At 73.6% G+C, this 23666-nt stretch carries 22 protein-coding genes; 15 read left to right on the forward strand and 7 right to left on the reverse strand.

The window, feature by feature from the left end; all coding sequences use genetic code 11:
- Positions 1-147: 147 nt before the first annotated feature.
- From ACZ7LY_RS29125 to ACZ7LY_RS29160, 8 genes are all read left to right on the forward strand, one after another.
- Entirely contained in the window at positions 148-522 is a 375-nt protein-coding gene (locus ACZ7LY_RS29125; protein ID WP_471627721.1) for a hypothetical protein, read from the forward strand.
- 340 nt (positions 523-862) lie between these two features.
- Positions 863-1384, forward strand: coding sequence for a DUF2617 family protein (locus ACZ7LY_RS29130; RefSeq protein WP_471627722.1), 522 nt, complete (start codon positions 863-865; stop codon positions 1382-1384).
- Positions 1385-1470: 86 nt separating this feature from the next.
- Positions 1471-3009: a polyamine aminopropyltransferase gene (locus tag ACZ7LY_RS29135; protein ID WP_471627723.1), complete on the forward strand. Its 1539-nt coding sequence runs from the start codon at positions 1471-1473 to the stop codon at positions 3007-3009.
- A gap of 456 nt (positions 3010-3465) precedes the next feature.
- Positions 3466-4233, forward strand: coding sequence for an SRPBCC family protein (locus ACZ7LY_RS29140; RefSeq protein WP_471627724.1), 768 nt, complete (start codon positions 3466-3468; stop codon positions 4231-4233).
- A gap of 48 nt (positions 4234-4281) precedes the next feature.
- Positions 4282-5076: an aldose epimerase family protein gene (locus ACZ7LY_RS29145; protein ID WP_471627725.1), complete on the forward strand. Its 795-nt coding sequence runs from the start codon at positions 4282-4284 to the stop codon at positions 5074-5076.
- Between the two features lie 10 nt (positions 5077-5086).
- Positions 5087-5638, forward strand: a complete 552-nt coding sequence (pyrE, locus tag ACZ7LY_RS29150; protein WP_471627726.1) for an orotate phosphoribosyltransferase — start codon at positions 5087-5089, stop codon at positions 5636-5638.
- A 168-nt stretch (positions 5639-5806) separates the two neighbouring features.
- Complete coding sequence (fbaA, locus tag ACZ7LY_RS29155) at positions 5807-6838, forward strand: class II fructose-bisphosphate aldolase (RefSeq protein WP_471627727.1); 1032 nt, start codon at positions 5807-5809, stop codon at positions 6836-6838.
- Positions 6839-6914: 76 nt separating this feature from the next.
- Positions 6915-8075, forward strand: coding sequence for a MalY/PatB family protein (locus ACZ7LY_RS29160; RefSeq protein ID WP_471627728.1), 1161 nt, complete (start codon positions 6915-6917; stop codon positions 8073-8075).
- 15 nt (positions 8076-8090) lie between these two features.
- Here ACZ7LY_RS29160 and ACZ7LY_RS29165 read toward each other — a convergent pair whose 3' ends face one another.
- Positions 8091-8510, reverse strand: a complete 420-nt coding sequence (locus ACZ7LY_RS29165) for a DUF3151 domain-containing protein (RefSeq protein ID WP_471627729.1) — start codon at positions 8508-8510, stop codon at positions 8091-8093.
- Between the two features lie 181 nt (positions 8511-8691).
- On the opposite strand from ACZ7LY_RS29165, the gene kynU reads away from it, so the two are divergent.
- The gene (kynU, locus tag ACZ7LY_RS29170; RefSeq protein ID WP_471627730.1) at positions 8692-9891 is read left to right on the forward strand and encodes a kynureninase; all 1200 of its coding nucleotides are present in this window, start codon (positions 8692-8694) and stop codon (positions 9889-9891) included.
- A 49-nt stretch (positions 9892-9940) separates the two neighbouring features.
- On the opposite strand, the gene ACZ7LY_RS29175 is transcribed toward kynU, so the two are convergent.
- A complete protein-coding gene (locus ACZ7LY_RS29175; protein WP_471627731.1) occupies positions 9941-10594 on the reverse strand; it encodes a TetR/AcrR family transcriptional regulator in 654 nt (217 codons plus the stop codon).
- Between the two features lie 138 nt (positions 10595-10732).
- Between ACZ7LY_RS29175 and ACZ7LY_RS29180 the strand changes: the two genes are divergently transcribed.
- The 4 genes from ACZ7LY_RS29180 (at position 10733) to ACZ7LY_RS29195 (ending at position 15441) form a co-directional block, all read left to right on the forward strand.
- A complete protein-coding gene (locus ACZ7LY_RS29180; protein ID WP_471627732.1) occupies positions 10733-11623 on the forward strand; it encodes an alpha/beta hydrolase in 891 nt (296 codons plus the stop codon).
- 175 nt (positions 11624-11798) lie between these two features.
- A complete protein-coding gene (locus ACZ7LY_RS29185) occupies positions 11799-13166 on the forward strand; it encodes a sensor histidine kinase (RefSeq protein ID WP_471627733.1) in 1368 nt (455 codons plus the stop codon).
- Complete coding sequence (locus ACZ7LY_RS29190; protein ID WP_471627734.1) at positions 13163-13834, forward strand: response regulator; 672 nt, start codon at positions 13163-13165, stop codon at positions 13832-13834. The genes ACZ7LY_RS29185 and ACZ7LY_RS29190 overlap by 4 nt, the downstream gene beginning before the upstream one ends.
- Before the next feature lie 383 nt (positions 13835-14217).
- The gene (locus tag ACZ7LY_RS29195) at positions 14218-15441 is read left to right on the forward strand and encodes a cytochrome P450 (protein ID WP_471627735.1); all 1224 of its coding nucleotides are present in this window, start codon (positions 14218-14220) and stop codon (positions 15439-15441) included.
- Here ACZ7LY_RS29195 and ACZ7LY_RS29200 read toward each other — a convergent pair.
- Positions 15404-15652, reverse strand: a complete 249-nt coding sequence (locus ACZ7LY_RS29200; protein WP_471627736.1) for a hypothetical protein — start codon at positions 15650-15652, stop codon at positions 15404-15406. The two genes, ACZ7LY_RS29195 and ACZ7LY_RS29200, sit on opposite strands and share 38 nt — an antisense overlap.
- A gap of 177 nt (positions 15653-15829) precedes the next feature.
- A complete protein-coding gene (locus ACZ7LY_RS29205; RefSeq protein WP_471627737.1) occupies positions 15830-16636 on the reverse strand; it encodes a diacylglycerol kinase family protein in 807 nt (268 codons plus the stop codon).
- A 226-nt stretch (positions 16637-16862) separates the two neighbouring features.
- Here ACZ7LY_RS29205 and ACZ7LY_RS29210 point away from each other — a divergent pair, with 226 nt between their 5' ends.
- Positions 16863-18146: an adenylosuccinate synthase gene (locus tag ACZ7LY_RS29210; protein ID WP_471627738.1), complete on the forward strand. Its 1284-nt coding sequence runs from the start codon at positions 16863-16865 to the stop codon at positions 18144-18146.
- Between the two features lie 284 nt (positions 18147-18430).
- Here ACZ7LY_RS29210 and ACZ7LY_RS29215 read toward each other — a convergent pair whose 3' ends face one another.
- Entirely contained in the window at positions 18431-20260 is a 1830-nt protein-coding gene (locus ACZ7LY_RS29215; protein ID WP_471627739.1) for a serine/threonine-protein kinase, read from the reverse strand.
- Positions 20261-20520: 260 nt separating this feature from the next.
- Between ACZ7LY_RS29215 and ACZ7LY_RS29220 the strand changes: the two genes are divergently transcribed.
- Complete coding sequence (locus ACZ7LY_RS29220) at positions 20521-21318, forward strand: VTC domain-containing protein (RefSeq protein ID WP_471627740.1); 798 nt, start codon at positions 20521-20523, stop codon at positions 21316-21318.
- A gap of 192 nt (positions 21319-21510) precedes the next feature.
- On the opposite strand, the gene ACZ7LY_RS29225 is transcribed toward ACZ7LY_RS29220, so the two are convergent.
- A complete protein-coding gene (locus ACZ7LY_RS29225; RefSeq protein ID WP_471627741.1) occupies positions 21511-22812 on the reverse strand; it encodes a sensor histidine kinase in 1302 nt (433 codons plus the stop codon).
- Positions 22813-22815: 3 nt separating this feature from the next.
- On the reverse strand, positions 22816-23514 hold the full coding sequence (locus ACZ7LY_RS29230; protein WP_471627742.1) for a response regulator transcription factor: 699 nt from the start codon (positions 23512-23514) through the stop codon (positions 22816-22818).
- Between the last annotated feature and the right edge of the window lie 152 nt (positions 23515-23666).

Below are 23666 nucleotides of genomic sequence, written 5' to 3' on the forward strand. Positions count from 1 at the left end.
CAGGGACCGTTGCCCCTGGGGAACCCTCTGAAGTTCCTCAACTCTGCTTTGGGCGGCGGCCGGTACGGGCATCTCCCTGGCACCGCCCCGGGTGGGGCGCCCCTCGGGGGACACGGGGGACAAGGAAAAAAAGGGGGACGGCCGGTGATGCAGGTCTTCGTCATCGTGGTCTTCATCGTGATCGTCACGCTGATCGTCATGGGCACGGCCCGCGCGGGCTCGGAGCGCAAGGTCGCCGCCGCACGCGCCCGCGCGAACCGCCGCGGCTCGTACGGCGGTGCGCGTACGTCGCTGAACAAGCGCGGAGCGAACCGCAAGGGCACGAGCCGGAGCTGGTGGGCGGGCGGGGGCGGCGGCTCGTCCTGTTCGGGGGGCTACTCCTGCTCGTCCGGCTCGGCCGACTCGTCGGGGTCCTCCGGGCACTCGGGGCACTCGTGCGGCGGCGGCGGCCACTCGTGCGGCGGGGGCGGGTCCTCCTGCGGCGGCGGGTCCTCGTGCGGGGGCGGGTGCGGCGGGAGCTGAGCGCCGCCGGGACCCGCTCCGGACGTGCGGCCCGCGCGAAGCGACTGACACGGGGCAGTCGGTTCCGAGGGCCGCACGTGTGTTCGCGCAGACGCCCGGAGGTTGTGCGCGGGGCGCGAACGGGCGCACGGAAAGTTGAACAGGTGAACTGTGTAGCGCTCGGGGGGATGGAAACCCTCCGAAGTTGGGTAAAAACGCTGTGAGGGCGGCGCCGCTCATGATTCCCTTTGAATCGTCAACGCAGCCCTCGTACTACGTACCTTTCGCGTTCGCGTGGGCACGTGCCGGTCCCTTTGACGTAGCCGGCCCCACCTCCTTTGCGTGCTAGCGGAGCCGACCCATGCTCACGACCCTGAACACCGCCTATTCCGACACGAGTGCGGCCGACCTGGCCTGGGCCCTGGGCCGCGAGCCCTTGCCCGCACTCGCCAGCCTCGACCTCGAACTCGCGGGCGCCAAACTGCAGTTGAGGCTGCTCGGCGCCTCCCACCAGGTCCTCCTTGAGGAGGAGAACGGAAGCTGCTCGGAGACGGTCGCCTGCATCCCCGGCTCCAGTACGCCGCTGCCGCTCGGCGTCGCCAAGCGGGTGGGCGACTGGGAGTACGAATTCGCCGCGCGCGTCGAACAGTTGACGGAAGGACAGTTCGCCGGGCGGGCGCAGGAGCTGCTCGCCCTGGTGGCCGACCATCCGAACGGTCTTGCGGGCGTCTTCCCCGGCAGCCCGCACGCCTTCACCGCGATGCTCGCCCAGCGCCACGAGGGCCAGGTCCACTGGCGGACCTGGCACGCCTACCCGCAGGACGGCCAACTCGTCGCCACCCGCAGCCGCGTCGGCGTCCGCGTCCCGGCCGCCGCCCTGTGAGCCGGGGCGCCCGGCGGCAGCGGGGGCGCGGGTTCCACACGTGTGGGTGACCGGATGGAGTCGTACGGTGACGTAGCGTTCCAGGCGTGATCGAACCGCACGTGCCCGCCGCGCCCCCCGGGCCAGGGTTGTCCCGGCCCAGGCGGCGGCGGGCGGCGGGCGGGGCGCCCCTGCCCGTGCGGCCGGCCACCGGCCGGTTCCTCGTCCTCGCCTGCGTGTTCGTCTGCGCGGCCTGCGGACTCGTCTACGAACTGGAACTCGTCGCCCTCGCCTCCTACTTGATGGGCGACTCGGTCACCCAGGCGTCCGTCGTGCTCTCCGTGATGGTCTTCGCCATGGGCGTCGGCTCGCTCGCCGCCAAGCGGCTGCGCCCGCGCGCCGCCGTCGGCTTCGGCCTCGTCGAAGCGGCCCTCGCGCTGGTCGGCGGATGCAGCGCCATGGCCCTGTACGCGGTCTTCGCCTGGACCGGCGACTGGGGCGGCCTGTGGGCGCACGGCTCGCGGATCGTCCTCGTCGCCTTCTCCCTCGCCATCGGCGTGCTCATCGGCGCCGAGGTGCCACTGCTGATGGTGCTCATCCAGCGCATCCGCCGCCAGGACCCCGGCGGGGCCGTCGCGGACCTGTTCGCCGCCGACTACGTGGGCGCCCTCGTCGGCGGGCTCGCCTTCCCGTTCGTCCTGCTGCCGCTGCTCGGGCAGTTGACGGGCGCGCTGCTGACCGGCGCGGTCAACGCGGTGGCGGGCGGCACCCTCGTCCTCGGCCTGTTCCGCCGCGACCTCAGCGGGCGCGGGCGGCTGATCGTGCTCGTCGCCAACGTGACGGCCCTCGGGGTGCTCGCCGCCGCCTGGCTCCTCGTCGGCGACTTCGAACGGGCGGCGCGGCAGGCCCTGTTCGGGCCGCATGTCCGGGTCGCCGAGCAGACCGGCGAGCAGGAGGCCGTCGTCACCGGGACGCCCGGCGGGCCCACCGACCTGTACCTCGACGGGCGGCTGCGGGTCAGCGGGCGGGACGAACCCGCGTACCACGACGCGTTCGTGGGCCCCGCGCTGCGCGGGCCGCACGCCCGGGTCCTCGTCCTCGGCGGCGGGGACGGGCTCGCCGTGCGGGCGGTGCTGCGGGCGCCCGGGGTGCGGCGGGTCGACGTCGTCGACAGCGACCCCGAGGTGGTCCGGCTCGGCCGCACGGACGCGGGCCTCCGGCGGCTCAACGGGCGGGCGTTCGACGATCCCCGGGTGCGGGTGCGTACGGGGGACGTGTTCGCGCGGCTGCGGGGGATGCGGGGGGTTCGATACGACGTCGTCGTGTGCGATCTGCCCGGGGGCGGGGCCGGGGGTGGGGAGAGCGACGTGACGAAGTTGTACTCGCAGGAGTTCTACGGGCTGGTGGGGCGGGTGCTTGAGGGGGCGGGGCGGGTTGTCGTGCCGGGGGGTGGGGGGCGGGTGTGGCAGGTGGGGGCGACGGTTCGCTCCGCTGGGTTGCGGGTCGTTGTGTTTCAGGGGGCTGGGGTGGGGCGGCCCGCGCTCTTCGTTCTGGCGACGCCCTCCGCGTTCCCCGCACCGGTCCCTTCATCGGCGGGGGGGATCCCCGACATCCCTCCGTCGACGCTGACGCATCCGCGCCCGTGAGCGGGTTCTTCATCTGACGGTGCGTCGTGGCTGGCCGCGCAGTTCCCCGCGCCCCTTCGGGGCACGACCGTGCGTGGTCATCCGCGGCCCGGTGGATGGCTGGTCGCGCAGTTCCCCGCGCCCCTGAGGAGCGGGGCTGCGCCCCAGCTCCCCAGGGGGAGGAGGTGGCGACGTAGTCGCCCCTCCAGGGGCGCGGGGAACTGCGCGAGAAGCCCCACCGGGCGAAAGGTGACGAACAACGGGCAGGCCCACCCACCCAGGGGCGCGGGGAACTGCGCGATCAGCCACGACGAAGCCGTAAGACGAGGAACCCGCCCGAAGGGGCTGTCACCTCAGGGGCGCGGGGAACTGCGCGACCAGCCACCCACCCACCCGCAGGTGGCCGACAACCCAGGGGCGCGGGGAACTGCGCGACGTCGGGGCCGGAGCGGAGGGGAGGGGATACAGTCGGGCCGTATGGAGCATGAGGTGTTCGTTCCGGTGCCCGCGGAGTCGATGAGGGCGGTCCTCAGCGACCCCCTCCGAGTAGCCCGCGCCCTCCCCGGCTTCCAGCACGCCGCGACAGGCGAAGAAGGCCGCCTGAAGGTCCGTATCGGCGGCCACACCATCACGTACCGAGGCACGGTCACCGTCACCGAGCGCCCCGACGGCACGTTCACCCTGACCGGCGTCGGCACGGAGGCCCGCGGCTCGGGCCAGGTCGGTTTCCAGCTCATGGCCCGCGTCGCCGCCGCCGCAGGCGGTTCCGCGGTGAGTTTCACGGGCACCGCCGACGGCGACGGCCGCGTGGCCGAACTCCCCGCCGACGCCGTACGGGCGGCTGTCCACCGCCTGCTGAACCGCTTCGCGGAGAACCTGGGCGCCGCCGGCCAGGAACCGGGCGCGGAAGAGGACGCCGTGGACGACGAGGACGGCGGCACCGACGTGGAGGACGTCGACGACCTCGGCGCCGGGGACGAGGACGCGGACGACGACATGGACGGTGACGTCGAGCTGGACATCGACGACCTGCCCCCGGAGCCCGTCGCCGCCCACGCCCGCCGCACGATGATCGGCCGCAGCGCGGAGGAGGTCGACCACGCCCCGCCCCGCGGCCGCTACGCCCCCGTCCCCGCGCCGGAGGGCGCCACCGCGAGCGCCACCCTGCGCTGGGCGGCGCCCGCCGCGGCCGTGGCGCTGGCCTCGGCGATCGTCGTCGGCCGTGCCCTGCGCCGCCGCCGCTGACCCGGCCGGGACCTGGGCGGCAGGCGATTCGACATAGGGTCGGGCGTCGTGACGACTTTGGAGACGACGCTGACCGCGGGCGACGCGGAAGTGACCGTGTCGCCGGCCCACGGCTGCCGCGTGAGCAGCCTGAAGATCGCCGGGACGGAACTGCTGCGCCAGGGCGAGCGCTACGGCTGCTTCCCGATGGCGCCCTGGTGCGGCCGGATCAGGGACGGCGCCTTCCGTGACGGGGGCCGCACCTATCAGATGCCGCTGAACTCCCCGCCGCACGCCATCCACGGCTTCGCCCGCGACGCCGAGTGGACCGCCGCCCGCGGCAACCCCGGCGAGGCGGTCTTCACGTACGACCTGACCGACCCCTGGCCGTTCGCGGGCCGTGTCACGCAGATCGTGGCGCTGACCGAGGACGCGCTGACGCTGACCATGGGCATCGAGACGTACGGCGACTCGTTCCCGGCGCAGCTCGGCTGGCACCCCTGGTTCAACCGGACGCTGCGCGACGGCGGCGAGGGCGTGCGGATCGCGTTCGACGCGGCCTGGCAGGAGGAGCGCGGCGCGGACCATCTGCCCACCGGCGAGCGCGTCCCCGTACGGCCGGGACCCTGGGACGACTGCTTCGGCATGCCCGACGGCGTGGACGTCACCCTGACCTGGCCCGGCGAGCTGGAGCTGAACGTCACCAGCCGCGAGCAGTGGGCCGTGATCTACGACGAGCAGGACGCGGCGGTGTGCGTCGAACCGCAGACGGGTCCCCCGAACGGCCTCAACACCCTGCCCCGGCTCGTCACCCCCGTGGAGCCGCTGGAAGCCGCGACCACGTGGAGCTGGCGCCGCCTTTAAGCTCGTAGGCATGACGAACGACGTGCGCGGCGCGCTGCTGACGCAGATCAAGGACAAGGCCGTGGTGCACGGCAAGGTGACGCTCTCCTCCGGGATCGAGGCCGACTACTACGTGGACCTGCGCCGCGTCACCCTCGACGGCGAGGCCGCCCCGCTCGTCGGGCAGGTGCTGCTCGACCTGACGGCCGAGCTGGAGTTCGACGCGGTCGGCGGCCTCACCATGGGCGCCGACCCGGTCGCCACCGCGATGCTGCACGCCTCGGCCGCGCGCGGCGAGCGCCTGGACGCGTTCGTCGTCCGCAAGGCCGCGAAGGCGCACGGCATGCAGCGCCGCGTCGAGGGTCCCGACATCAAGGGCCGGCGCGTGCTCGTCGTCGAGGACACCTCCACCACCGGCGGCTCCCCGCTGGAGGCCGTGCAGGCGGTGCGGGAGGCGGGCGCCGAGGTCGTCGCCGTCGCCACCATCGTGGACCGGGCGACCGGTGCCGCCGAGAAGATCACCGAGGGCGCGGGCGTGCCGTACCTGTACGCGTTCTCCAAGGACGAGCTGGGCCTGGACTGACCGGTTCGGGACCTGTGGCCCTGGGATCAGGGCCTTCCCCCGGACTGGAGCATCCGGGCAAGTCTGGAAAGATGGGGGCGACGATGATGTCACCCTTTGGTGCTCGGTGAGGGTCACCACGAACTACCACCCAAACCCGCAATCCCGCGCTTGACGAGGAGACGGCAGATGCCCATCGCAACCCCGGAGCAGTACAACGAGATGCTCGACCGGGCCAAGGCGGGGAAGTTCGCCTACCCGGCCATCAACGTCTCGTCGACGCAGACCCTGAACGCTGCGTTGCAGGGCTTCGCGGAGGCCGAGTCCGACGGCATCATCCAGATCTCGACGGGCGGCGCCGAGTACCTGTCGGGCCAGGGCGTCAAGGACATGGTCGTCGGCGCGCAGGCCCTCGCCGAGTTCGCGCACGTCGTCGCGGAGCGCTACCCGAACAAGATCGCGCTGCACACGGACCACTGCCCGAAGGGCAAGCTCGACGGCTACGTCCGTCCGCTGCTCGACATCTCCGCCAAGCGCGTCGAGGCCGGCGGCCTGCCGCTGTTCCAGTCGCACATGTGGGACGGCTCCGCCGAGACCCTCGCCGACAACCTGGAGATCGCCCAGGAGCTGCTCGCCAAGGCCAAGGCCGCGAACATCATCCTGGAGATCGAGATCACCCCGACCGGCGGTGAGGAGGACGGCGTCACGCACGAGATCAACGACAACCTCTACACCACGGTCGACGACGCGCTGCGCACCGCCGAGGCCCTCGGCCTCGGGGAGAAGGGCCGCTACCTGCTGGCCGCCTCCTTCGGCAACGTCCACGGCGTGTACAAGCCGGGCAACGTGGTGCTCCGTCCCGACCTGCTCAAGGACCTCAACGAGGGCGTCGCCGCGAAGTACGGCCGGCCGGCCGGCTCGCAGCCGTTCGACTTCGTCTTCCACGGCGGTTCCGGCTCCACGCTGGAGGAGATCCGCACGGCCCTGGAGAACGGCGTCGTCAAGATGAACATCGACACCGACACCCAGTACGCGTTCACGCGTCCGATCGCCGGTCACATGTTCGAGAACTACGACGGCGTCCTGAAGGTCGACGGCGAGGTCGGCAACAAGAAGACGTACGACCCGCGCGTGTGGGGCAAGAAGGCCGAGGCGGGCATGACCGCCCGCATCGTCGAGGCCTGCGAGAACCTGCGCTCGACGGGTACGCGCATCAAGTAACCCGATCACCGACGCGGGCCCGGCACCTCCCTTGCGGACGTGCCGGGCCCGCGCCGTACCCGGAGGGGGGCCATCCGTGGCGTACGACTTCGACACTCCCGTCGACCGGCGCGGCACCTGGAGCGTGCAGTGGGACGGGCTCGCCGACCGGTTCCCCGCCGGTGACCTGCTGCCGTTCACCATCTCCGACATGGACTTCGCGTGCCCGCCCGAGATCCTCGCGGCGCTCACCGCCCGCGTCGCGCACGGCGTGTTCGGCTACTCGGACTGGCGCAACGACGACTTCCGGGACGCGGTCACCGACTGGTTCGCCCGCCGCCACGCCACCGCCGTGGACGCCGGGAGCCTCGTGTACGGGCCGTCCGTCCTCAATCAGATCGCGCAACTGCTGCGCATGTGGACGCGGCCCGGCGACGGCGTCGTCCTGCACACGCCGACCTACGACGGGTTCCGCAAGACCGTCACCGGGCTCGGCCGCGACCTGCGCGCCGTCGCCGTCGACGACTGGGACGGCCTCGCCCGCGAGCTGGCCCGCCCCGACAGCCGCGTCCTCGTCCTGTGCTCCCCGCACAACCCGACCGGGCACGTATGGAGCGAGAGCGAACTGCGCCGCATCGCGGACCTCGCCGACGCCACGGGCACCGCCGTCGTCAGCGACGAGATCCACGCGGACCTCACCCACGAGGGACACGTCCATCTGCCGTGGACGCGGTTCGCGCGCGGCCCCCGCTGGGCGCTCGTCACCTCCGCGAGCAAGTCCTTCAACTTCCCCGCCCTCAGCGGCAGTTACGGCTTCGTCGGGGACGCGGAGCAGCACGCCGAGTTCCTCCGCCGCATGGGCCACGACGAGGGCCTAGAGTCCCCGTCCGTCCTCGCGCTGACCGCGCACATCGCCGCGTACCGCGAGGGCGGCGCCTGGCTCGACGCGCTGCGCGCCTACACGTACGGCAATCTGCGCCTCGTACGCGAGGAGCTGGACGCCGCCTTCCCCTCGCTCGGCTGGCGGGAGCCCGACGCCGGGTACCTCGCCTGGATCGACCTGCGGCCCCTCGGCGTCACCGAGGACGGCCCGCTCCAGCGCGTCCTCGTCGAGCGGGAGCGCGTGGCGATCATGCCCGGGGCCACGTACGGCGCTCCCGGCCATGTCCGCCTCAACGTCGGCTGCCCCCGCGCGAAGGCCCGCGCCGGTGTCGAGGCCCTGATCAGGGCCGTACGCACCGTCACGGGCCGGGGATGAGCGGGGGCCGCGCCGTCAGCGCATGAGGGCGTCGTACGCCTCGGGGCTGCTGTCCTTCAGGAACTCGCGGCAGCGCTCCGCCTCGTCCTTCTCCTCGATGGCGGCGGCGGCCCGCGCCAGCGCGGCGAGGCAGCGCAGGAACCCGCGGTTCGCCTGGTGCTCCCACGGCACCGGGCCGTGCCCCTTCCAGCCGCTGCGGCGCAGCGCGTCCAGGCCCCGGTGGTAGCCGGTGCGGGCGTAGGCGTAGGACTCGACCGTGCGGCCCGCCTCGAACGCGTCGTCGGCGAGCTGCGCCCACGCCAGGGAGAACGTCGGGTACTTCGCCGCGACCTCCGCGGGCGTCAGCGAGTCCTCACCCAGCAGGCGGTACGCCTCCTCGTTCTCCGGCAGATACGTCGGATCGGGCCCGCCCAGCAGGTTCTTGTGCGTCGTCATACGGCCAGTCTGCCACCCGCGCCGCGCGCCGCTCCCGCCCCGGCGGCCACGCCCGGCGGTGCCCGGGGGCGGGGGTTGATGTTTCGGGGGAGGATTGCGGAGGATGCCGGTGGGGACCGGGGCCCCGTGCCGGTAACGGCAGGGCGGACCGCTACCCGGAGACACATCTTGGCGAGGGCCCATGTCTGACCTGTCCGAGCGGGCGCGCGCGCTGGACGCCGCCGATCCGCTGGCCGCCGTCCGCGGCGACTTCGTGCTCGACGACGTCGTCTACCTCGACGGCAACTCCCTGGGCGCGCTGCCCGCGCACGTCCCCGGCGCCGTCGAGGACGTCGTACGGCGGCAGTGGGGCGAGCTGCGCATCCGGTCCTGGACCGAGTCCGGCTGGTGGACGGCGCCCGAGCGGATCGGCGACCTGATCGCCCCGCTCGTCGGCGCGGCCGGGGGCCAGATCGTCGTCGGCGACTCCACCAGCGTCAACGTCTTCAAGGCGCTCGTCGGCGCGGTCCGCCTCGCCGGCGGTCCTGACGCCGGGCGCGACGAGATCCTGGTCGACGCGGCGACCTTCCCCACGGACGGGTACATCGCCGCGTCCGCCGCCCGCATGACCGGCTGCGCGGTACGGGCCGTGGCCCCCGGCGACGTCCCCGCCGAGGTCTCCGGGCGCACCGCCGCCGTCCTCCTCAACCACGTCGACTACCGCACCGGGCGCCTGCACGACCTGCCCGCGCTCACCGCCGCCGTGCGCGGCGCGGGCGCCGTCAGCGTCTGGGACCTGTGCCACAGCGCGGGCGCCCTGCCGGTCGGGCTCGACGCGCACGGGGTGGACCTCGCGGTCGGCTGTACGTACAAGTTCCTCAACGGGGGGCCCGGTTCGCCCGCGTACCTGTACGTGCGCCGCGCCCACCAGGAGCGGTTCGACTCCCCGCTGCCCGGCTGGAACTCGCACGCCGAGCCCTTCGGCATGCGGCCCGCCTACGAGCCCGCCGACGGTGCCGTGCGCGGGCGCGTGGGCACGCCGGACATCCTGTCGATGCTCGCCCTCGAAGCGGCGCTGGCGGTGTGGCGGCGCGAGGACGTGACGATCGACGCCGTACGGGAGAAGTCGCTGGCCCTCACCGACTTCTTCCTGGAGTGCGTCGCCGCGTACGTGCCCGAGGGGCGGGTTCAGCCGGTGACGCCGCTGGAGCACGCGGCCCGGGGCAGCCAGGTGGCGCTGCGCTGCGCGGACGCGGGCGCGGTCATGGAGCGGCTCATCGCGGCGGGCGTCGTCGGGGACTTCCGGGCGCCGGACGTCCTGCGGTTCGGGTTCACCCCGCTGTACGTGGGGTTCGCGGACGTGGAGCGGGCGGCGCGGATCCTCGGCGACATCCTCGGCTGAGGGCGCCGCCGTCGCCGGGGGTGCCCTTCCGGGGGCCGGGCAGGCGGGGTCAGGTGAAGACGCCCGCGCGGGCCGCGGTCAGCGCCGCGTCCGCCGCCCGGGCCGCCTCCGCGGGGCCCGGCGGGACGCCGGTCGTCAGATACCGGTAGTACAGCGGGGCGGACACCGCCCGGACGACCTCGCCCGCGTCCGTCCCCGCCGGCAACTCCCCGCGCTCCACGGCCTCCTGGACCGCCGGCGCCCACTCCGCGACGCGGACCGAGTAGAAGTCCCGCAGCGCCTCCGCCGTCCGCGCGTCGCAGGTCGCCGCCGCGATCACCGCGCGGAACAGCGGGCCCTGGCGGGGGTCGGCGAGGGTGCGCCGGACGAGGTCGGCGTTGGCGAGGAGGTCGCCGCGGAGGGTGCCGGTGACCGCGCGGGGCAGCGACTCCTGGGCCATCTGCGCGAGCAGGTCCGCGACGAGCCCGGTGACCGAGCCCCAGCGCCGGTACACCGTGGTCTTGCCGACGTCCGCGCGCCGGGCGATGTCCGCGAGGTCGAGGCGGTCGAAGCCGTGCTCGGCGAGCACGTCACCGGCGGCGGCGAGGACGGCCGCGCGGACCCGCGCGGTGCGCCCGCCGGGCCGCAGCGTGCCGGGCTCGGCGCCCTCGGCCCGCCCCTCGCCGTGTCCGCTCTCCCGCTCGCTCGTCTGTTCGCTGGGCATACCGGCCAGAGTAACGGAACAGCAGGACCGTTTACCCTGCTTCCGCCGTGTCGGCGCACGTCACGGGGCTGGTAGCGTCCGCTTACCTTGCAGTTCCACGACGGTGCCCAGAGCACGACGATGCCGAGAGGTCGGAGCATGCCGGACGACGAGGCCCGCGCCGCAGCCGCCGCCCGCGAGAAGGCCGAAGAGGATTCGGCCTTCGCGCACCCCGCCGTCCCGGCGGACGTCAGCGCCGCGTACGGCGATCACCCGGACCAGGTCGTCGACTTCTACGCCCCGCGCGACGGCGCCACCGCCGCGCCCCTGGTCGCCGTCCTGCACGGCGGCGCCTGGCGGTCCCCGTACGACAGGGCGCACCTGAGCCCGCTCTGCGCCTTCCTGGCCCGGCGCGGGTTCGCCGTCGCCAACATCGAGTACCGGCGCGGCAGTTCGCTGCCCCACCAGGACGCCGACGGGCCGGTCGCGGGGCGCTGGCCGGAGACGTTCGACGACGTGGCCGCCGCGTTCGACGCCCTGCCCGCGCTGGCCGCCGCGCACCTGCCCGCAGCCGACCCGCGCCGGACCGTCGTCACCGGCCACTCCGCGGGCGGCCACCTCGCCCTGTGGCTGTCCGCGCGGCACGTCCTGCCCGCCGACGCCCCCTGGTACACGCCCGCGCCGCCCGCCCTGCGCGGCGTCGTCGCCCTCGCGCCCATCGCGGACCTCGCGCTCGCCGAGGAACTGGGCGTGTGCGGCGGCGCGAGCGCCCAACTCCTCGGCGGGACACCCGAGTTGTTCGATGCGCGGCGGCCCCTCGCCGACCCGTCCGAGCTGCTGCCCACCGGCATCGCCACCACCGTCGTCCAGGGCCGCGACGACCTGACCGTGCCGTTCGCCGTATCCGAGTCCTACGCGGACAAGGCGGCCCGGGCCGGCGAGGTGGTCGGCGTGACGCTGCTGGAGGGCGTCGGGCACTTCCCCCTCATCGACCCGGCCGCCGACGCCTGCGCCGTCGTCGCCGAGGAGATCGCCCAGCTCGCCTGGTGAGCCGGCCCGTACGGCGACGCGGCGGGCCCGCGCGCCGATCCGTACGGCAACCTGGCGGGCCCGCGCGCCGATCCGTACGGCGGGGACGCGGGCCCGCGTAGTCCTTGAGACGGACCCCGCCGAACCCTCCCCGGTACGGACGCGCCGCCCGCCCCCGCCCGCCTACCGTGAACGCATGACCGAGACCACCACCACCCGGGTCACCCCCGCCCCCGGCACCGGCGCCGGTGAGCGGGCGGGGCGTGCGGGCCGCGCCCCCGAGTACCAGCTCACCCGCTCGGCACTGGGCGGCCTGCGCGACGACCTGTTCCGGGACGCGGGCGCGTACCGTCCGCTGCCGCGCGCGGCGACCGACGGGCCGCTCGCGCAGTTGCTCCCGGCCGCCCACCGCCGCCACCTGGCCCTGCTGCCGCACGCCTGCGTCCTCTTCCTCGCCCTGCTCGCCTTCGTCGCCGGCGCCGGTTCCGCGGACGGCTTCGGCGGCAACCTCGTCGGCCTGCTCGCGGGGGCCGTGCCCGGCGCCGCGGTGGCGCTCACCCTGTCGCGGCCGGTGCTCGCGTTCTGGGTGTCGCTGCTGTCCGTGCCCTTCGTCGGCGTCCTCGCCGGGGACGGCTCCTTCCCCTGGTCGGCGGCGAGCGCGCTCGGGCACACCGCCGTCATGATGGTCGTCGCCGCCCGCACCCGGCCCCGCACGGCGGCCTGGATGTGGGCGCTGACCGCGCTGTTCTCGCTGCTCGCCGAGGGCGCGCGCGGCTCCTGGTACGACTCCGTCAGCGCGCCCGTCCTCGTCGTCTCGGGCATCGCCGTCGCCCTGGTCACCCTCGTCCAGGCCAACCGCACCACCCGCCGCGAGGTCGTCCAGGAACGCACCGTGACCGCCGTCGAACGCGACCGGCGCACCCTCCTGGAGGAGCGCACCACCATCGCCCGCGAACTGCACGACGTCGTCGCCCACCACATGTCCGTCGTCGCCATCCAGGCCGAGGCCGCGCCCTACCGCGTCCAGAACCCGCCGCCCGAGCTGGAGCAGGCGTTCGCCACGATCCGGGAGAACGCGGTCGCCGCCCTCACCGAACTGCGCCGCGTCCTCGGTGTCGTACGGGCCGAGGACTACGAGGCGCCCGACGCGCCGCAGCCCGCCCTCGCCGACCTCGACCGCCTCCTGGAGAACGTCCGCGAGGCCGGCCTCACCGTCACCAAGACCGTCACCGGCGCCGTACGCGAACTGCCGCCGGGCGTCGAGCTGTCGGCGTACCGCATCGTGCAGGAGGCCCTGAGCAACACCCTGCGGCACGCGCCCGGCGCGAGCGCCGTCGTCGAGGTCTCCTACGTACTCGGCGGGCTCGGCCTGCGCGTCGCCAACGGCCCCGCCGACACCCTCGCCAAGCCCAGCCCCGGCGCCGGACACGGGCTCACCGGTATGCGGGAGCGGGTCGCCATGCTCGACGGCGAGATGACGGCAGGACCTACCGGGGACGGCGGCTACGAGGTCCTCGTCTACGTCCCCGTACGCGCCGCCGGCGCCGAGGGGGACGCCGCGTGAGCATCCGGGTGCTGATCGCCGACGACCAGGTGATGGTGCGCGAGGGGTTCTCCGTACTGCTCAACGCCATGCCCGGCATCGAGGTCGCCGGCGAGGCGGTCGACGGGCGGGACGCGGTCGCCAAGGTCCGCGAACTGCGGCCCGACGTCGTCCTCATGGACATCCGCATGCCCGAGCTGAACGGCATCGACGCGACCCGCGAGATCGTCGCCGCCGACGAGGGCGCGAAGGTGCTCGTCCTGACGACGTTCGACCTCGACGAGTACGTGTACCAGGCGCTGCGCGCCGGGGCGTCCGGGTTCCTCCTCAAGGACGCCTCCGCCCGCCAACTCGCCGAGGGCGTACGGGTCGTGGCCTCCGGGGAGGCCCTGCTCGCGCCCACGGTGACGCGCCGCCTCATCACGGAGTTCTCCCGGCTCGCGGAGCGGCCCCTGCCGGGGGGTGCGGGCGGGGTCGGGGCGTACGGGGAGCTGACCGAGCGGGAGACGGAGGTCCTTGTCCTCATCGCGCAGGGGCTGTCCAACGCGGAGATCGCCGGGCGGCTCGTCGTCGCGGAGTCCACGATCAAGACGCATGTCAGCCGCGTCCTGGTGAAGCTGGGCCTCCGTGACCGGACACAGGCGGCGGTCTACGCGTACGAGTCCCATCTGGTGACGCCCTCGGCCTAGGCGGTTCGGGGCAAGGGAGTTCGCCGGCGAAGGCAGCGTGCAGCCGAGGTCGCGCAGTTCCCCGCGCCCCTGTCGGGGCGCTGCCCCCCGAGGCCGTCGCCCACCTGCGGCCCGGTGGGTGGCTGGTCGCGCAGTTCCCCGCGCCCCTGAGGGAGCGGGGCTTCGCCCCAGCTCCCCAGGGGAGGAGGTGGCGACGAAGTCGCCCCGACAGGGGCGCGGGGAACTGCGCGAGAAGCCCCACCGGGCGAAAGGTGACGAACAACGGGCAGGCCCACCCACCCAGGGGCGCGGGGAACTGCGCGGGCAGCCACGACGCACCGTCGGACGAAGAACCCGCCCGCCGGGGCTGTCCCGCAGGGGGCGCCCACCACTACGTTGCCCCCATGGAAGCTCCCCGCACCCCCCAAACCGCGTTCGCCCCGCAAGACCCCCGCTTCCTGCACAACCCGTACCCCGCGTACAACTCCCTCCGCGAAACGGCGAGAGCCCACCCGTACGCCCCGACCGCCCAATACCTCATCCCGCAGCACCAGGACGTGAGCGCCCTCCTCAGAGACCGCCGCCTGGGCCGCACCTACCGCCACCGCCACACCGACGAGGAGTTCGGCCGCCCGTCCCCGCGCCCGGAGCACGAGCCGTTCCACACGCTCAACGACCACGGCATGCTGGACCTGGAGCCCCCGGACCACACCCGCATCCGCCGCCTCGTGTCGAAGGCGTTCACCCCGCGCACGGTCGACCGCCTCACCCCGTACGTGGAGCACCTGGCCGGCACCCTCGTGGACGACCTCGTACGGCAGGGCGGCGGCGACCTGCTGACGGCGGTCGCCGAACCCCTGCCCGTCGCGGTCATCGCGGAGATGCTCGGCGTCCCGGACAGCGACCGCCCCCTGCTGCGCCCCTGGTCCGCGGCGATCTGCGGCATGTACGAGCTGAACCCGCCGGAGCCCGTCGCCCGCGCCGCCGTCACCGCGTCCGTGGAGTTCTCCGCGTACCTGCGCGAACTGATCGCCCACCGGCGCGCGCACCCCGGCGACGACCTGATCTCGGGGCTGATCGCGGCGCACGACGACGGCGACCGGCTGACCCTGCAGGAGATGGTCTCCACCTGCGCGCTGCTCCTGAACGCCGGCCACGAGGCCACGGTGAACGCGACGGTGAACGGCTGGTGGGCGCTGTTCCGCCACCCCGACCAGCTCGCCGCGCTCCGCGCCGACCACGCGCTGGTGCCGACGGCGGTGGAGGAACTGCTGCGCTACGACACGCCGTTGCAGTTGTTCGAGCGCTGGGTGCTGGAGGACATCGAGGTCGGCGGCGTGCCGATCCCGCGCGGTTCCGAGGTCGCTCTCCTCTTCGGCTCCGCCAACCACGATCCTGCCGTCTTCCGCGACCCCGAGCGCCTGGACCTCACCCGCGAGGACAACCCGCACATCTCCTTCAGCGCCGGCATCCACTACTGCATCGGCGCCCCGCTCGCCCGCATCGAACTGGCCGCGTCGATGCGGGCGCTGCTGACCCGGGCGCCGACGCTGCGGCTCGCGGCGGAACCGGTCCGCAAGCCGAACTTCGTCATCCGGGGCCTGGAGGGTCTGCGCGTCGAGCTGTGAGGAGCCGGGCGAGCAGCACTCCGGCCAGCGCGCCCGCGAGGGTGCCGCCCGCCAGGCACAGCGGCAGGTCCACGACGAACACCCGCCAGTCGGGGCCCTGCTCGAACCGGTGGAGCCGGCCCTTCGCGCGGACGTTCCAGACGGCGATCCCGGCGCCGAGCCCGGCGAGGGTGCTGAGGCAGCCGGCGGCGGCCTGAATGCGTTGTCCCATGTCAGGGGGACGCACCGGGCCGCCGCCGGGGTTCCGGACAGGTCAGTTGGACAGGTCGCGGCAGTGGTACGAGGCGCTGACCAGCCGCGACACCGTACTGAGCGCTGGGAGGACGCCCTGCGCGAGCGCACCGCAAGACGCTGGGCCCGGACGGCTGAGCCCCACCGGCGCGCCCGGTCAGGGCAACGCCAGCGACCACGCCTCCTGCCGCACCGACCACGTCCGCCTGCGCACCGGGCCCCCGATCGTCACCTGATCCGCCCGGTACCGGAAGTCCGCCCCGGTCACCGTGACCGTACGGGCCCATGCGCACACCGGCTCCTCCGCCGTCCGCCGCACCTCCACCCGCGCGAACCCGTCGCCCGCCGACGGCCGCACCGACACCCCGCGCACCGGCTCGTCCAGGTCGACGAGCGTCGTGCCGTCAGCCTCGATCCGCAGCCGCGCGGGGCCCGCGTCGTCCGGCTCCGCGCCCTGCGGCGAGCGCGCCGCCAGTCCCCGCACCAGCGCCCCGCACGCCCGCCACCACGGCTGCCCCGCCGGCCGGTCGCCCGCGCCGCCGGCGACCGGCGGGATGGACAGGCCGCCGAGCACCACCCCGTCGCTGTCGTCCACCAGCAGATCGAGCCGGCGCTCCGTCCCGTCGAGCGCGGCCCGCGCCGCCGCGACCGGGCCGCCCGGCACCCCGAGCGAGCGGGCCAGCGACACCGCGGCGCCCACCGGCACCATCGAGAACACCGCGTCCGCCAGCTCCCGCTCCCGGTGCAGCAACGTCACGGCACGCACCAGCGCCCGGTCGTCCCCCACCACGACAGGCCGCCGCGCGCCGCGTCTGGCAAGGGCCCGCGCGAACTCCTCCGGCCCGTCCGGCAGGCACACCTTCACGGACGCGCCGGCGCACAGCACGTCCTTGGCGATCCGTACGGATTCCCCGTCCGCGCGCCGCGCCAGAGGGTCGACGAGGACCAGCAACTGGCGCGACAAGGGCCCCGCTCCCTCGTGCCCGGCCGGTCTGTCCGGATGATCCAAAGCCGCCACCTCGGCCCTGCCTCGCTTCCTCGGGTAGCATCTTTGTGCAAGAGCCCCTTGCGCTATTGCGCCAGGGGCTTCGTCTATTCCGGGGCACCCCAAGGCTTACGAAGGCTCGCCGCATCCCCGCGGCCGTGGCCCCTGACCTTGGACATGCCCCGCCCGGAAGGGGTGTACGCCTGTGCCCGCACTTGTGCTGCTCGGTGCTCAGTGGGGTGACGAAGGCAAGGGAAAGGCCACCGACCTGCTCGGTGGGTCCGTGGACTACGTAGTGCGCTACCAGGGCGGCAACAACGCCGGCCACACGGTCGTCGTAGGCGACCAGAAGTACGCGCTGCACCTCCTCCCTTCCGGGATTCTCTCCCCGGACTGCACGCCGGTCATCGGTAACGGTGTCGTCGTCGACCCGTCGGTCCTGCTCTCCGAGCTGAGCGGTCTGAACGAGCGCGGCGTCGACACGTCCAAGCTCCTGATCAGCGGCAACGCTCACATCATCACGCCGTACAACGTCACCGTCGACAAGGTGACGGAACGCTTCCTCGGAAAGCGGAAGATCGGCACCACCGGCCGCGGCATCGGCCCGACGTACGCGGACAAGATCAACCGCGTCGGCATCCGCGTCCAGGACCTCTACGACGAGTCGATCCTCACCCAGAAGGTCGAAGCGGCCCTGGAGGTCAAGAACCAGCTCCTCACCAAGCTCTACAACCGGCGCGCCATCGAGGCCCAGCAGGTCGTCGAGGAGCTGCTCGGCTACGCGGAGAAGATCAAGGGTTACGTCGCCGACACCACCCTGATCCTCAACAACGCGCTCGACGAGGACAAGGTCGTGCTGTTCGAGGGCGGCCAGGGCACGCTCCTCGACATCGACCACGGCACGTACCCCTTCGTCACCTCGTCGAACCCGACCGCGGGCGGCGCCTGCACCGGCGCCGGCGTGGGCCCGACGAAGATCAGCCGCGTCATCGGCATCCTCAAGGCGTACACGACGCGTGTCGGTGCCGGGCCGTTCCCGACGGAGCTGTTCGACCAGGACGGCGAGGACCTGCGGCGCATCGGCGGCGAGCGCGGTGTCACCACCGGCCGTGACCGGCGCTGCGGCTGGTTCGACGCGGTGATCGCCCGCTACGCGACCCGCGTCAACGGCCTCACCGACTTCTTCCTGACGAAGCTCGACGTGCTCACCGGCTGGGAGCAGATCCCGGTCTGTGTCGCGTACGAGATCGACGGCGAGCGGGTCGAGGAGCTGCCGTACTCGCAGTCCGACTTCCACCACGCGAAGCCGGTGTACGAGTACCTGCCGGGGTGGTCGGAGGACATCACGAAGGCGAAGACCTTCGGTGATCTGCCGAAGAACGCGCAGGCGTACGTCAAGGCGCTGGAGGAGATGTCCGGTGCGCCGATCTCCGCGATCGGCGTAGGCCCCGGCCGCACCGAAACCATCGAGATCAACTCCTTCCTCTGACCGGAAGGGGACGTCCAGTTCAGCCCCGTAAGGGGCGCGGGGAACTGCGCGCTCAGCCACGGCGCCCCCGCGCCCTGGGGCTCCGCCCCAGCCCCCGCTCCTCAATCGCCGGAGGGGCTTGATTTACCGGCGCTGAGACAAGCCCCGTAAGGGGCGCGGGGAACTGCGCGGCCAACCACGACGCACCCGGCACTCTGGGGCGCTGCCCCAGCCCCCGCTCCTCAATCGCCGGAGGGGCTTGATTTACCGGCGCTGAGATAAGCCCCACCGGGCCCGCCGTGCCGTCACTCCTTGGTGTAAGTGATGTGTTCGACCCGGCCGCCCGGCTGAGGGAGATCACGGCGCAGCTCACCGGAGGGCAGAAGCGTGATCGTGCTCGGGTTACCCGGAGTACACGCACTGGCCGGCTGCGCCACCACCGGATCCGTACCGCCGATGTACACCGTCGACCCCGACGCAGAGGTCAGCGCCCCGCGGAACACGCAGTGGAAGGGATCGCCGTTCTTCTGCGTACCGTCCGCCGACAACGTCATCACCATGTCCCCGGCCTCCCCCTGCCGAAGCTTCAGCACCCGCGAACTACGCCCGTGATCGGTGTCGAAGCCCCCCGTCCACGTACCGATGAAGCGGTCCGGTATCGCGCCGGACGACTGGGGCGTCTTGTCCTGCGGAGTGGACGGCGCGGGCGTGGGACTGTCCGGCCCCGGGGTGGACGGCGCGGTGGAGCCCGCCGTGGGGGAGTTCTGGCCGCCCTGGGCCTGCCCGCCCCCACCCGTGTCGCCGTTCTTCATCAGCGCGTACACGGAACCTCCCGCGCCGAGCGCCACGATCAGCGCCACCACGATCAGCGCCGCCGTGGAACGCCCCCCGCGCCGCGGCTCGGGCTGCGGCGCGACCGGCGGCGCCATGCCGGGCCCGTACGGCGGTGTCTGCCCCCAGCCGCCCTGCGGATACCCGTACGCGGCATGCGGGTAGCCGTACGCGGCGGCGGGCGGCGGTGGGGTGTGGGCGCCGGCGATCTGCGTCGGCAGATGGTTCACCGGGGCGGGCCCGGGCGTACCGGGCGGCGGCGGCTCCTTCTCCGGCGACGGCGCCGACGGCGCGGGTAATGGCCCGGGCGAGCCGTCCAACACCGTGGGCGTAGGCGCGGACGCCGCAGGCGAGGCCGCGGCGGCGGCCTGCTCAGGGTCCTCGGAGTCCAGCAACTGCACCGCGTGCCGCCCCAGTTGAGCGACGAGCGCCCCCGGCAGCCACGGATCGCGCGTACGCCCGCCCACGGCGAGCGTGTCCTCCGCGCCGGTGAGCCGCAGCACCTCGTCGAGGGTGGGCCGCTCGCCCGGCTGCTTGCGCAGGCAGTCCCGTACGAGGTCCTGGAGGCCCTCGGGGAGCGCGGCCAGCTCCGGTTCCTCCTGGGCGATACGGAACATCAGGGCGTGCACCCCACTGTTCGACGTGCCGAACGGCAGCGTGCCCGTCGCCGCGTACGCGAGGACCGAACCGAGGCAGAACACGTCGCACGCGGGCGTGATCCGGTCGCCGCGCACCTGCTCGGGCGCCATGAAGCCGGGCGAGCCGACGAGCGCGCCGGTCCTGGTCAGGCCGCCGTCGGTGACCGTCTCCAGGGCGCGCGCGATGCCGAAGTCGATGACGCGCGGGCCGTCGATGGTCACCAGCACGTTGGACGGCTTGAGGTCGCGGTGCACGATGCCGGCCGCGTGGATGTCCTGGAGCGCGTGCGCGAGGCCGGCGGCGAGGATGCGTACGGAACGCTCGGGCAGCGCGCCGTAGTCATGGCCGACGACCTGCTGGAGCGAGGGCCCGGCCACATAACCGGTCGCCACCCACGGGATCGCCGCCTCCGTGTCCGCGTCGAGCACCGGCGCCGTCCACGCGCCGCCGACCTGCCGGGCGGCCCGCACCTCCTGCCGGAACCGGTTCCTGAACTCCTCCTGCTCGGCCAGCTCCTCGCGCACCAGCTTCACCGCGACGGTACGGCCGCGCTCCGACCGCGCGAGATACACCTGCCCCATGCCGCCCGCGCCGAGCCTGCCCAGCAGCCGGTACGCGCCGATCCGCTGCGGGTCGCCCGGGCCGAGCGCCTCAAGTCTGTCCATGTCGTGCCACCCTCCCCCGTGTGTGACCAACAAACCGAGAATAGTGCGGACATACGACAGAGAGGTCTTGTCCGGCATCTACGGTTCCGTAACGCCGTGCGTTAACTCCTCATGGGTGAGCCCTTAACCGGCGGGTGCCTAGTCTCCGGGGCATGGAAGTCCGTTTCCGACGGCCGGAAGACTGGGGAACATTCGGGGAGGCCCGAACGTCCCTCAGGTAGTACGACGAAGACCGCAGCCGCCTATCACCAGGAGACCGTGTGACCCCCGCCGTACGCGCCATCGGGCGCGCCGCACTCGCCGCCCGCCCTCTCTCCCTCGACGAACTCAACAGCAGGGCAGAGCTGTTGACCCGTAACGACCGCCGGTACCTCGTGCCGGTGGACGTCTTCCAGGACGTCGCCGCCCTGCTCACCGACCCGCGCCGGGCGGACGGCCCGTTCCGCGCTCTGTCCGTCGGCGGACGCCGCTGGTTCGGCTACCGCTCCACGTACTACGACACCGCCGACCTGCGCATGTACCACGACCACCGGCAGGGGCGGCGCCGGCGCTACCGGATCCGTGAGCGGCTCTACCGGGACACCGGGGAGCGGCAGTTCGAGGTCAAGCTCACCGAGGGCGGCGGCCGTACCGTCAAGCACCGGCGCCCGCTCGCCGGGGACGAGTCGGCGCTCGGCAGCGGGGGCCGCGGGTTCCTCGCCGGGGTGCTCGGCGGGGCGTACGGGGTGGCTCCGCCGGAGGGGTTGCGGGCGGCGCTCGTGACCGAGTACCAGCGGGCCACGTTCGTCGCCGACGGGCAGCGGGTGACGTGTGACGCGGGGCTCGTCGTGCGGGACGCGGAGGGCGGGCGGGAGGTCCGGGCGGACGGGGGGCTCGTGTTCGTCGAGACGAAGGCGCGGGGGGTGATGACGGAGGCGGATCGGGTGCTTGAGCGGTTCGGGGTGCCGGGGGCGGAGTTCTCCAAGTTCTGCGGGGGGTTCGCGGTGCTCCGTCCGGAGCTGGGCACCCACCCCTGGACCCAGGCCACGAACACGGCATTCCCCTCCCAGCCCCGGTAATTCAGCGCCGGTAATTCAAGCCCCTCCGGCGATTGAGGAGCGGGGTCTGGGGCGGAGCCCCAGGGTCGGTGCGGGGTGAGAACAGGTTGTGCCTCGGGTGCAGCCCCGGTGGGGCTTCTCGCGCAGTTCCCCGCGCCCCTGAGGGGGGGCTGGTCTCAGCGCGGCTCCCCAGCGGCAGCGCGCCCGCGCACCTTACGGGGCTGGAGCGAGAGGCCAGGTAAGAGAGAGGGTCGTGGGGGAGGGGGAGTAGGAGAGGGCCGCGCCCGTGGAGGTCGCCGTGCGGCGGACGATCGACAGGCCGAGCCCCGTCGAACCCCCGCCACTGACCCCCCGCTCCCACGCCCCCACGGGCAACCCGCCCCCACCGTCGGACACGGAGAGCGAGCCCCCTCGTACCCCATCCTCCAGCACGACCTCCGCCACCCGCACCCGATACCCCGTCCCCTGCGGCGTGTGATCGAGCACGTTCCCGATGAGCGCGTCGAGCACGGCCCCCAGCTCGTCCTCCGCCACCGGCACCCGCAACTCCGCCCCGCCCCCGGGCACCCGCACCTGCGACTCCCGCCCCTGGTCATCGGCGAGCGGCTCCCAGAACGCGGCCCGTTCCCGCGCCACCGCCACCAGATCCGAGGACGCCGGCTGCCGCAACGGCCGCCGCGCGGTACGGATGACGTCGTCCACCCCGAGTTCGAGCGCCGCGACCGCCGCCCCGATCCGTTCCGCCTCCTCCGGATCGCGCAGCCCCTCCGCGTCGAGCCGCAGCGCGGCGACGGGCGTACGCAGCCGGTGGGCGAGGTCGGCGGCGTTCTCCCGTTCCAGGGCGAGGAGTTCGCCGATGCGGGCGGCGAGATGGTTCAACTCGCCTGCCACCGACCGCAGTTCGGGCGGGCCTTGTGGAGTCGCCCGCGCCGTCAGATCCCCGGCCGCGAGCTTGTCCGCCGTACCGGCGAGCGCCCGCGTGGCCCCCACAAGCCGCGCCCCGAGCCGGTCGGCGAGCAGCAGCCCGATCAGTACGAGGCTGAGCCCGATGCCGGCCAGCGTGAACCACGACGACAGCATCCCGTCGTACAACTGCCCCCGGGTGAGCGTCACTTGTACGACAGCGGGCCCGGCCGCCGCGCCCTGTACGGGGACGAGCACCTGCCGCCCGCCGCTCGGCGGCGCGTACGTGAACGCCCGCCCGTGCCGCGCGAGCCGCACCGCGTCCGTGACACGTGCGGGGGCGCCGACGACCGTGCCGTCGGCGAAGAGGACGGAGGTGCGGGAGCGGGCGGGTTCGTCGGCACCGCGCACGGCTTCCTCGGCGCCGTCGCGTTCGTCGGGCCCGCCGAGCGTGGCGCCCATCGCGGCGGCCACCCACTGGGCGCGGGCGGTGGCGTCGGCGGTCGTACGGTCGGCGGCGTGGCTGCGGGTGAGCAGCGTCAGCGGGACGAGGAGCGCGGTGAGGACCAGGGCGGTGGTCGCGGCGGTCAGCAGGAGCAGGGTGCGGCGCATCCGTCAGGCGGCCCCGTCCTCGTCCGGCGCCATGAGTTTCACGCCGACGGTGCGGACGGTGTGCAGATAGCGCGGTGCCTGCGCGGTCTCGCCCAACTTCCGGCGCAGCCACGACAGATGGACGTCGACGGTCTTGTCGGCGCCGCCCAGGGGCTGCTGCCACACCTCGGCGAGCAGTTCGCGCCGCGAGACGACCTGGCCGGCCCGGCGCGCGAGATGGGCGAGCAGGTCGAACTCGCGCGGGGTCAGATCCAACGGGCTCCCGTCCAGGGTGACTTCGCGCGCTCCGGGGTCGAGGACGAGGCCGCCCACGCGCAACGGTTCCTCGGTGTCGCCGGGGAGTCCGAGCCGGCGCAGCACCGCCTTGACCCGGGCGTCGAGCTGGGCCGCGCCGAACGGCTTCACGATGTAGTCGTCCGCCCCGTCCCCGAGCACGGCGACCATCTCGTGCTCCTCGTCGCGGGCGGTCGCCACGATGACCGGTACGTCGCTGACGGCGCGCAGCATGCGCAGGACCTGGGCGCCGTCGATGTCCGGGAGGCCCAGGTCGAGGACGACGAGGTCGGGGCGGTCGGTCATGGCGAGGTCCAGGCCCGCCATGCCGGTGGGGGCGGTCGCCACGGCGTGTCCCTTGTCGCGCAGCGCGCGGACCAGGGCGCCGCGGAGCACGGCATCGTCCTCGACAACAAGTAGATGGGCCATACACCCACCGTATGCGCCTCCGGAGGGGGTAGATCACCGGGCGCCGGTAATTCAAGCCCCTCCGGCGATTGAGGAGCGGGGTCTGGGGCGGAGCCCCAGGGTCGGTGCCGGGTGCGTCGTGGCTGGTCGCGCAGTTCCCCGCGCCCCTTACG

This window comes from Streptomyces sp. NPDC107550, assembly GCF_055639095.1.

What these genes read in the sequence shown, in the direction of transcription:
- ACZ7LY_RS29165 (WP_471627729.1), bottom strand. Translation starts at nt 8,510, where the DNA reads ATGACGACGCACAAGAACCTGCTGGGCGGGCCCGATCCGACGTATCTG.
- ACZ7LY_RS29175 (WP_471627731.1), bottom strand. Translation starts at nt 10,594, where the DNA reads ATGCCCAGCGAACAGACGAGCGAGCGGGAGAGCGGACACGGCGAGGGG.
- ACZ7LY_RS29180 (WP_471627732.1), top strand. Translation starts at nt 10,733, where the DNA reads ATGCCGGACGACGAGGCCCGCGCCGCAGCCGCCGCCCGCGAGAAGGCC.
- ACZ7LY_RS29125 (WP_471627721.1), top strand. Translation starts at nt 148, where the DNA reads ATGCAGGTCTTCGTCATCGTGGTCTTCATCGTGATCGTCACGCTGATC.
- ACZ7LY_RS29195 (WP_471627735.1), top strand. Translation starts at nt 14,218, where the DNA reads ATGGAAGCTCCCCGCACCCCCCAAACCGCGTTCGCCCCGCAAGACCCC.
- pyrE (WP_471627726.1), top strand. Translation starts at nt 5,087, where the DNA reads ATGACGAACGACGTGCGCGGCGCGCTGCTGACGCAGATCAAGGACAAG.
- ACZ7LY_RS29225 (WP_471627741.1), bottom strand. Translation starts at nt 22,812, where the DNA reads ATGCGCCGCACCCTGCTCCTGCTGACCGCCGCGACCACCGCCCTGGTC.
- ACZ7LY_RS29230 (WP_471627742.1), bottom strand. Translation starts at nt 23,514, where the DNA reads ATGGCCCATCTACTTGTTGTCGAGGACGATGCCGTGCTCCGCGGCGCC.
- ACZ7LY_RS29200 (WP_471627736.1), bottom strand. Translation starts at nt 15,652, where the DNA reads ATGGGACAACGCATTCAGGCCGCCGCCGGCTGCCTCAGCACCCTCGCC.
- kynU (WP_471627730.1), top strand. Translation starts at nt 8,692, where the DNA reads ATGTCTGACCTGTCCGAGCGGGCGCGCGCGCTGGACGCCGCCGATCCG.
- ACZ7LY_RS29215 (WP_471627739.1), bottom strand. Translation starts at nt 20,260, where the DNA reads ATGGACAGACTTGAGGCGCTCGGCCCGGGCGACCCGCAGCGGATCGGC.
- fbaA (WP_471627727.1), top strand. Translation starts at nt 5,807, where the DNA reads ATGCCCATCGCAACCCCGGAGCAGTACAACGAGATGCTCGACCGGGCC.
- ACZ7LY_RS29140 (WP_471627724.1), top strand. Translation starts at nt 3,466, where the DNA reads ATGGAGCATGAGGTGTTCGTTCCGGTGCCCGCGGAGTCGATGAGGGCG.
- ACZ7LY_RS29130 (WP_471627722.1), top strand. Translation starts at nt 863, where the DNA reads ATGCTCACGACCCTGAACACCGCCTATTCCGACACGAGTGCGGCCGAC.
- ACZ7LY_RS29185 (WP_471627733.1), top strand. Translation starts at nt 11,799, where the DNA reads ATGACCGAGACCACCACCACCCGGGTCACCCCCGCCCCCGGCACCGGC.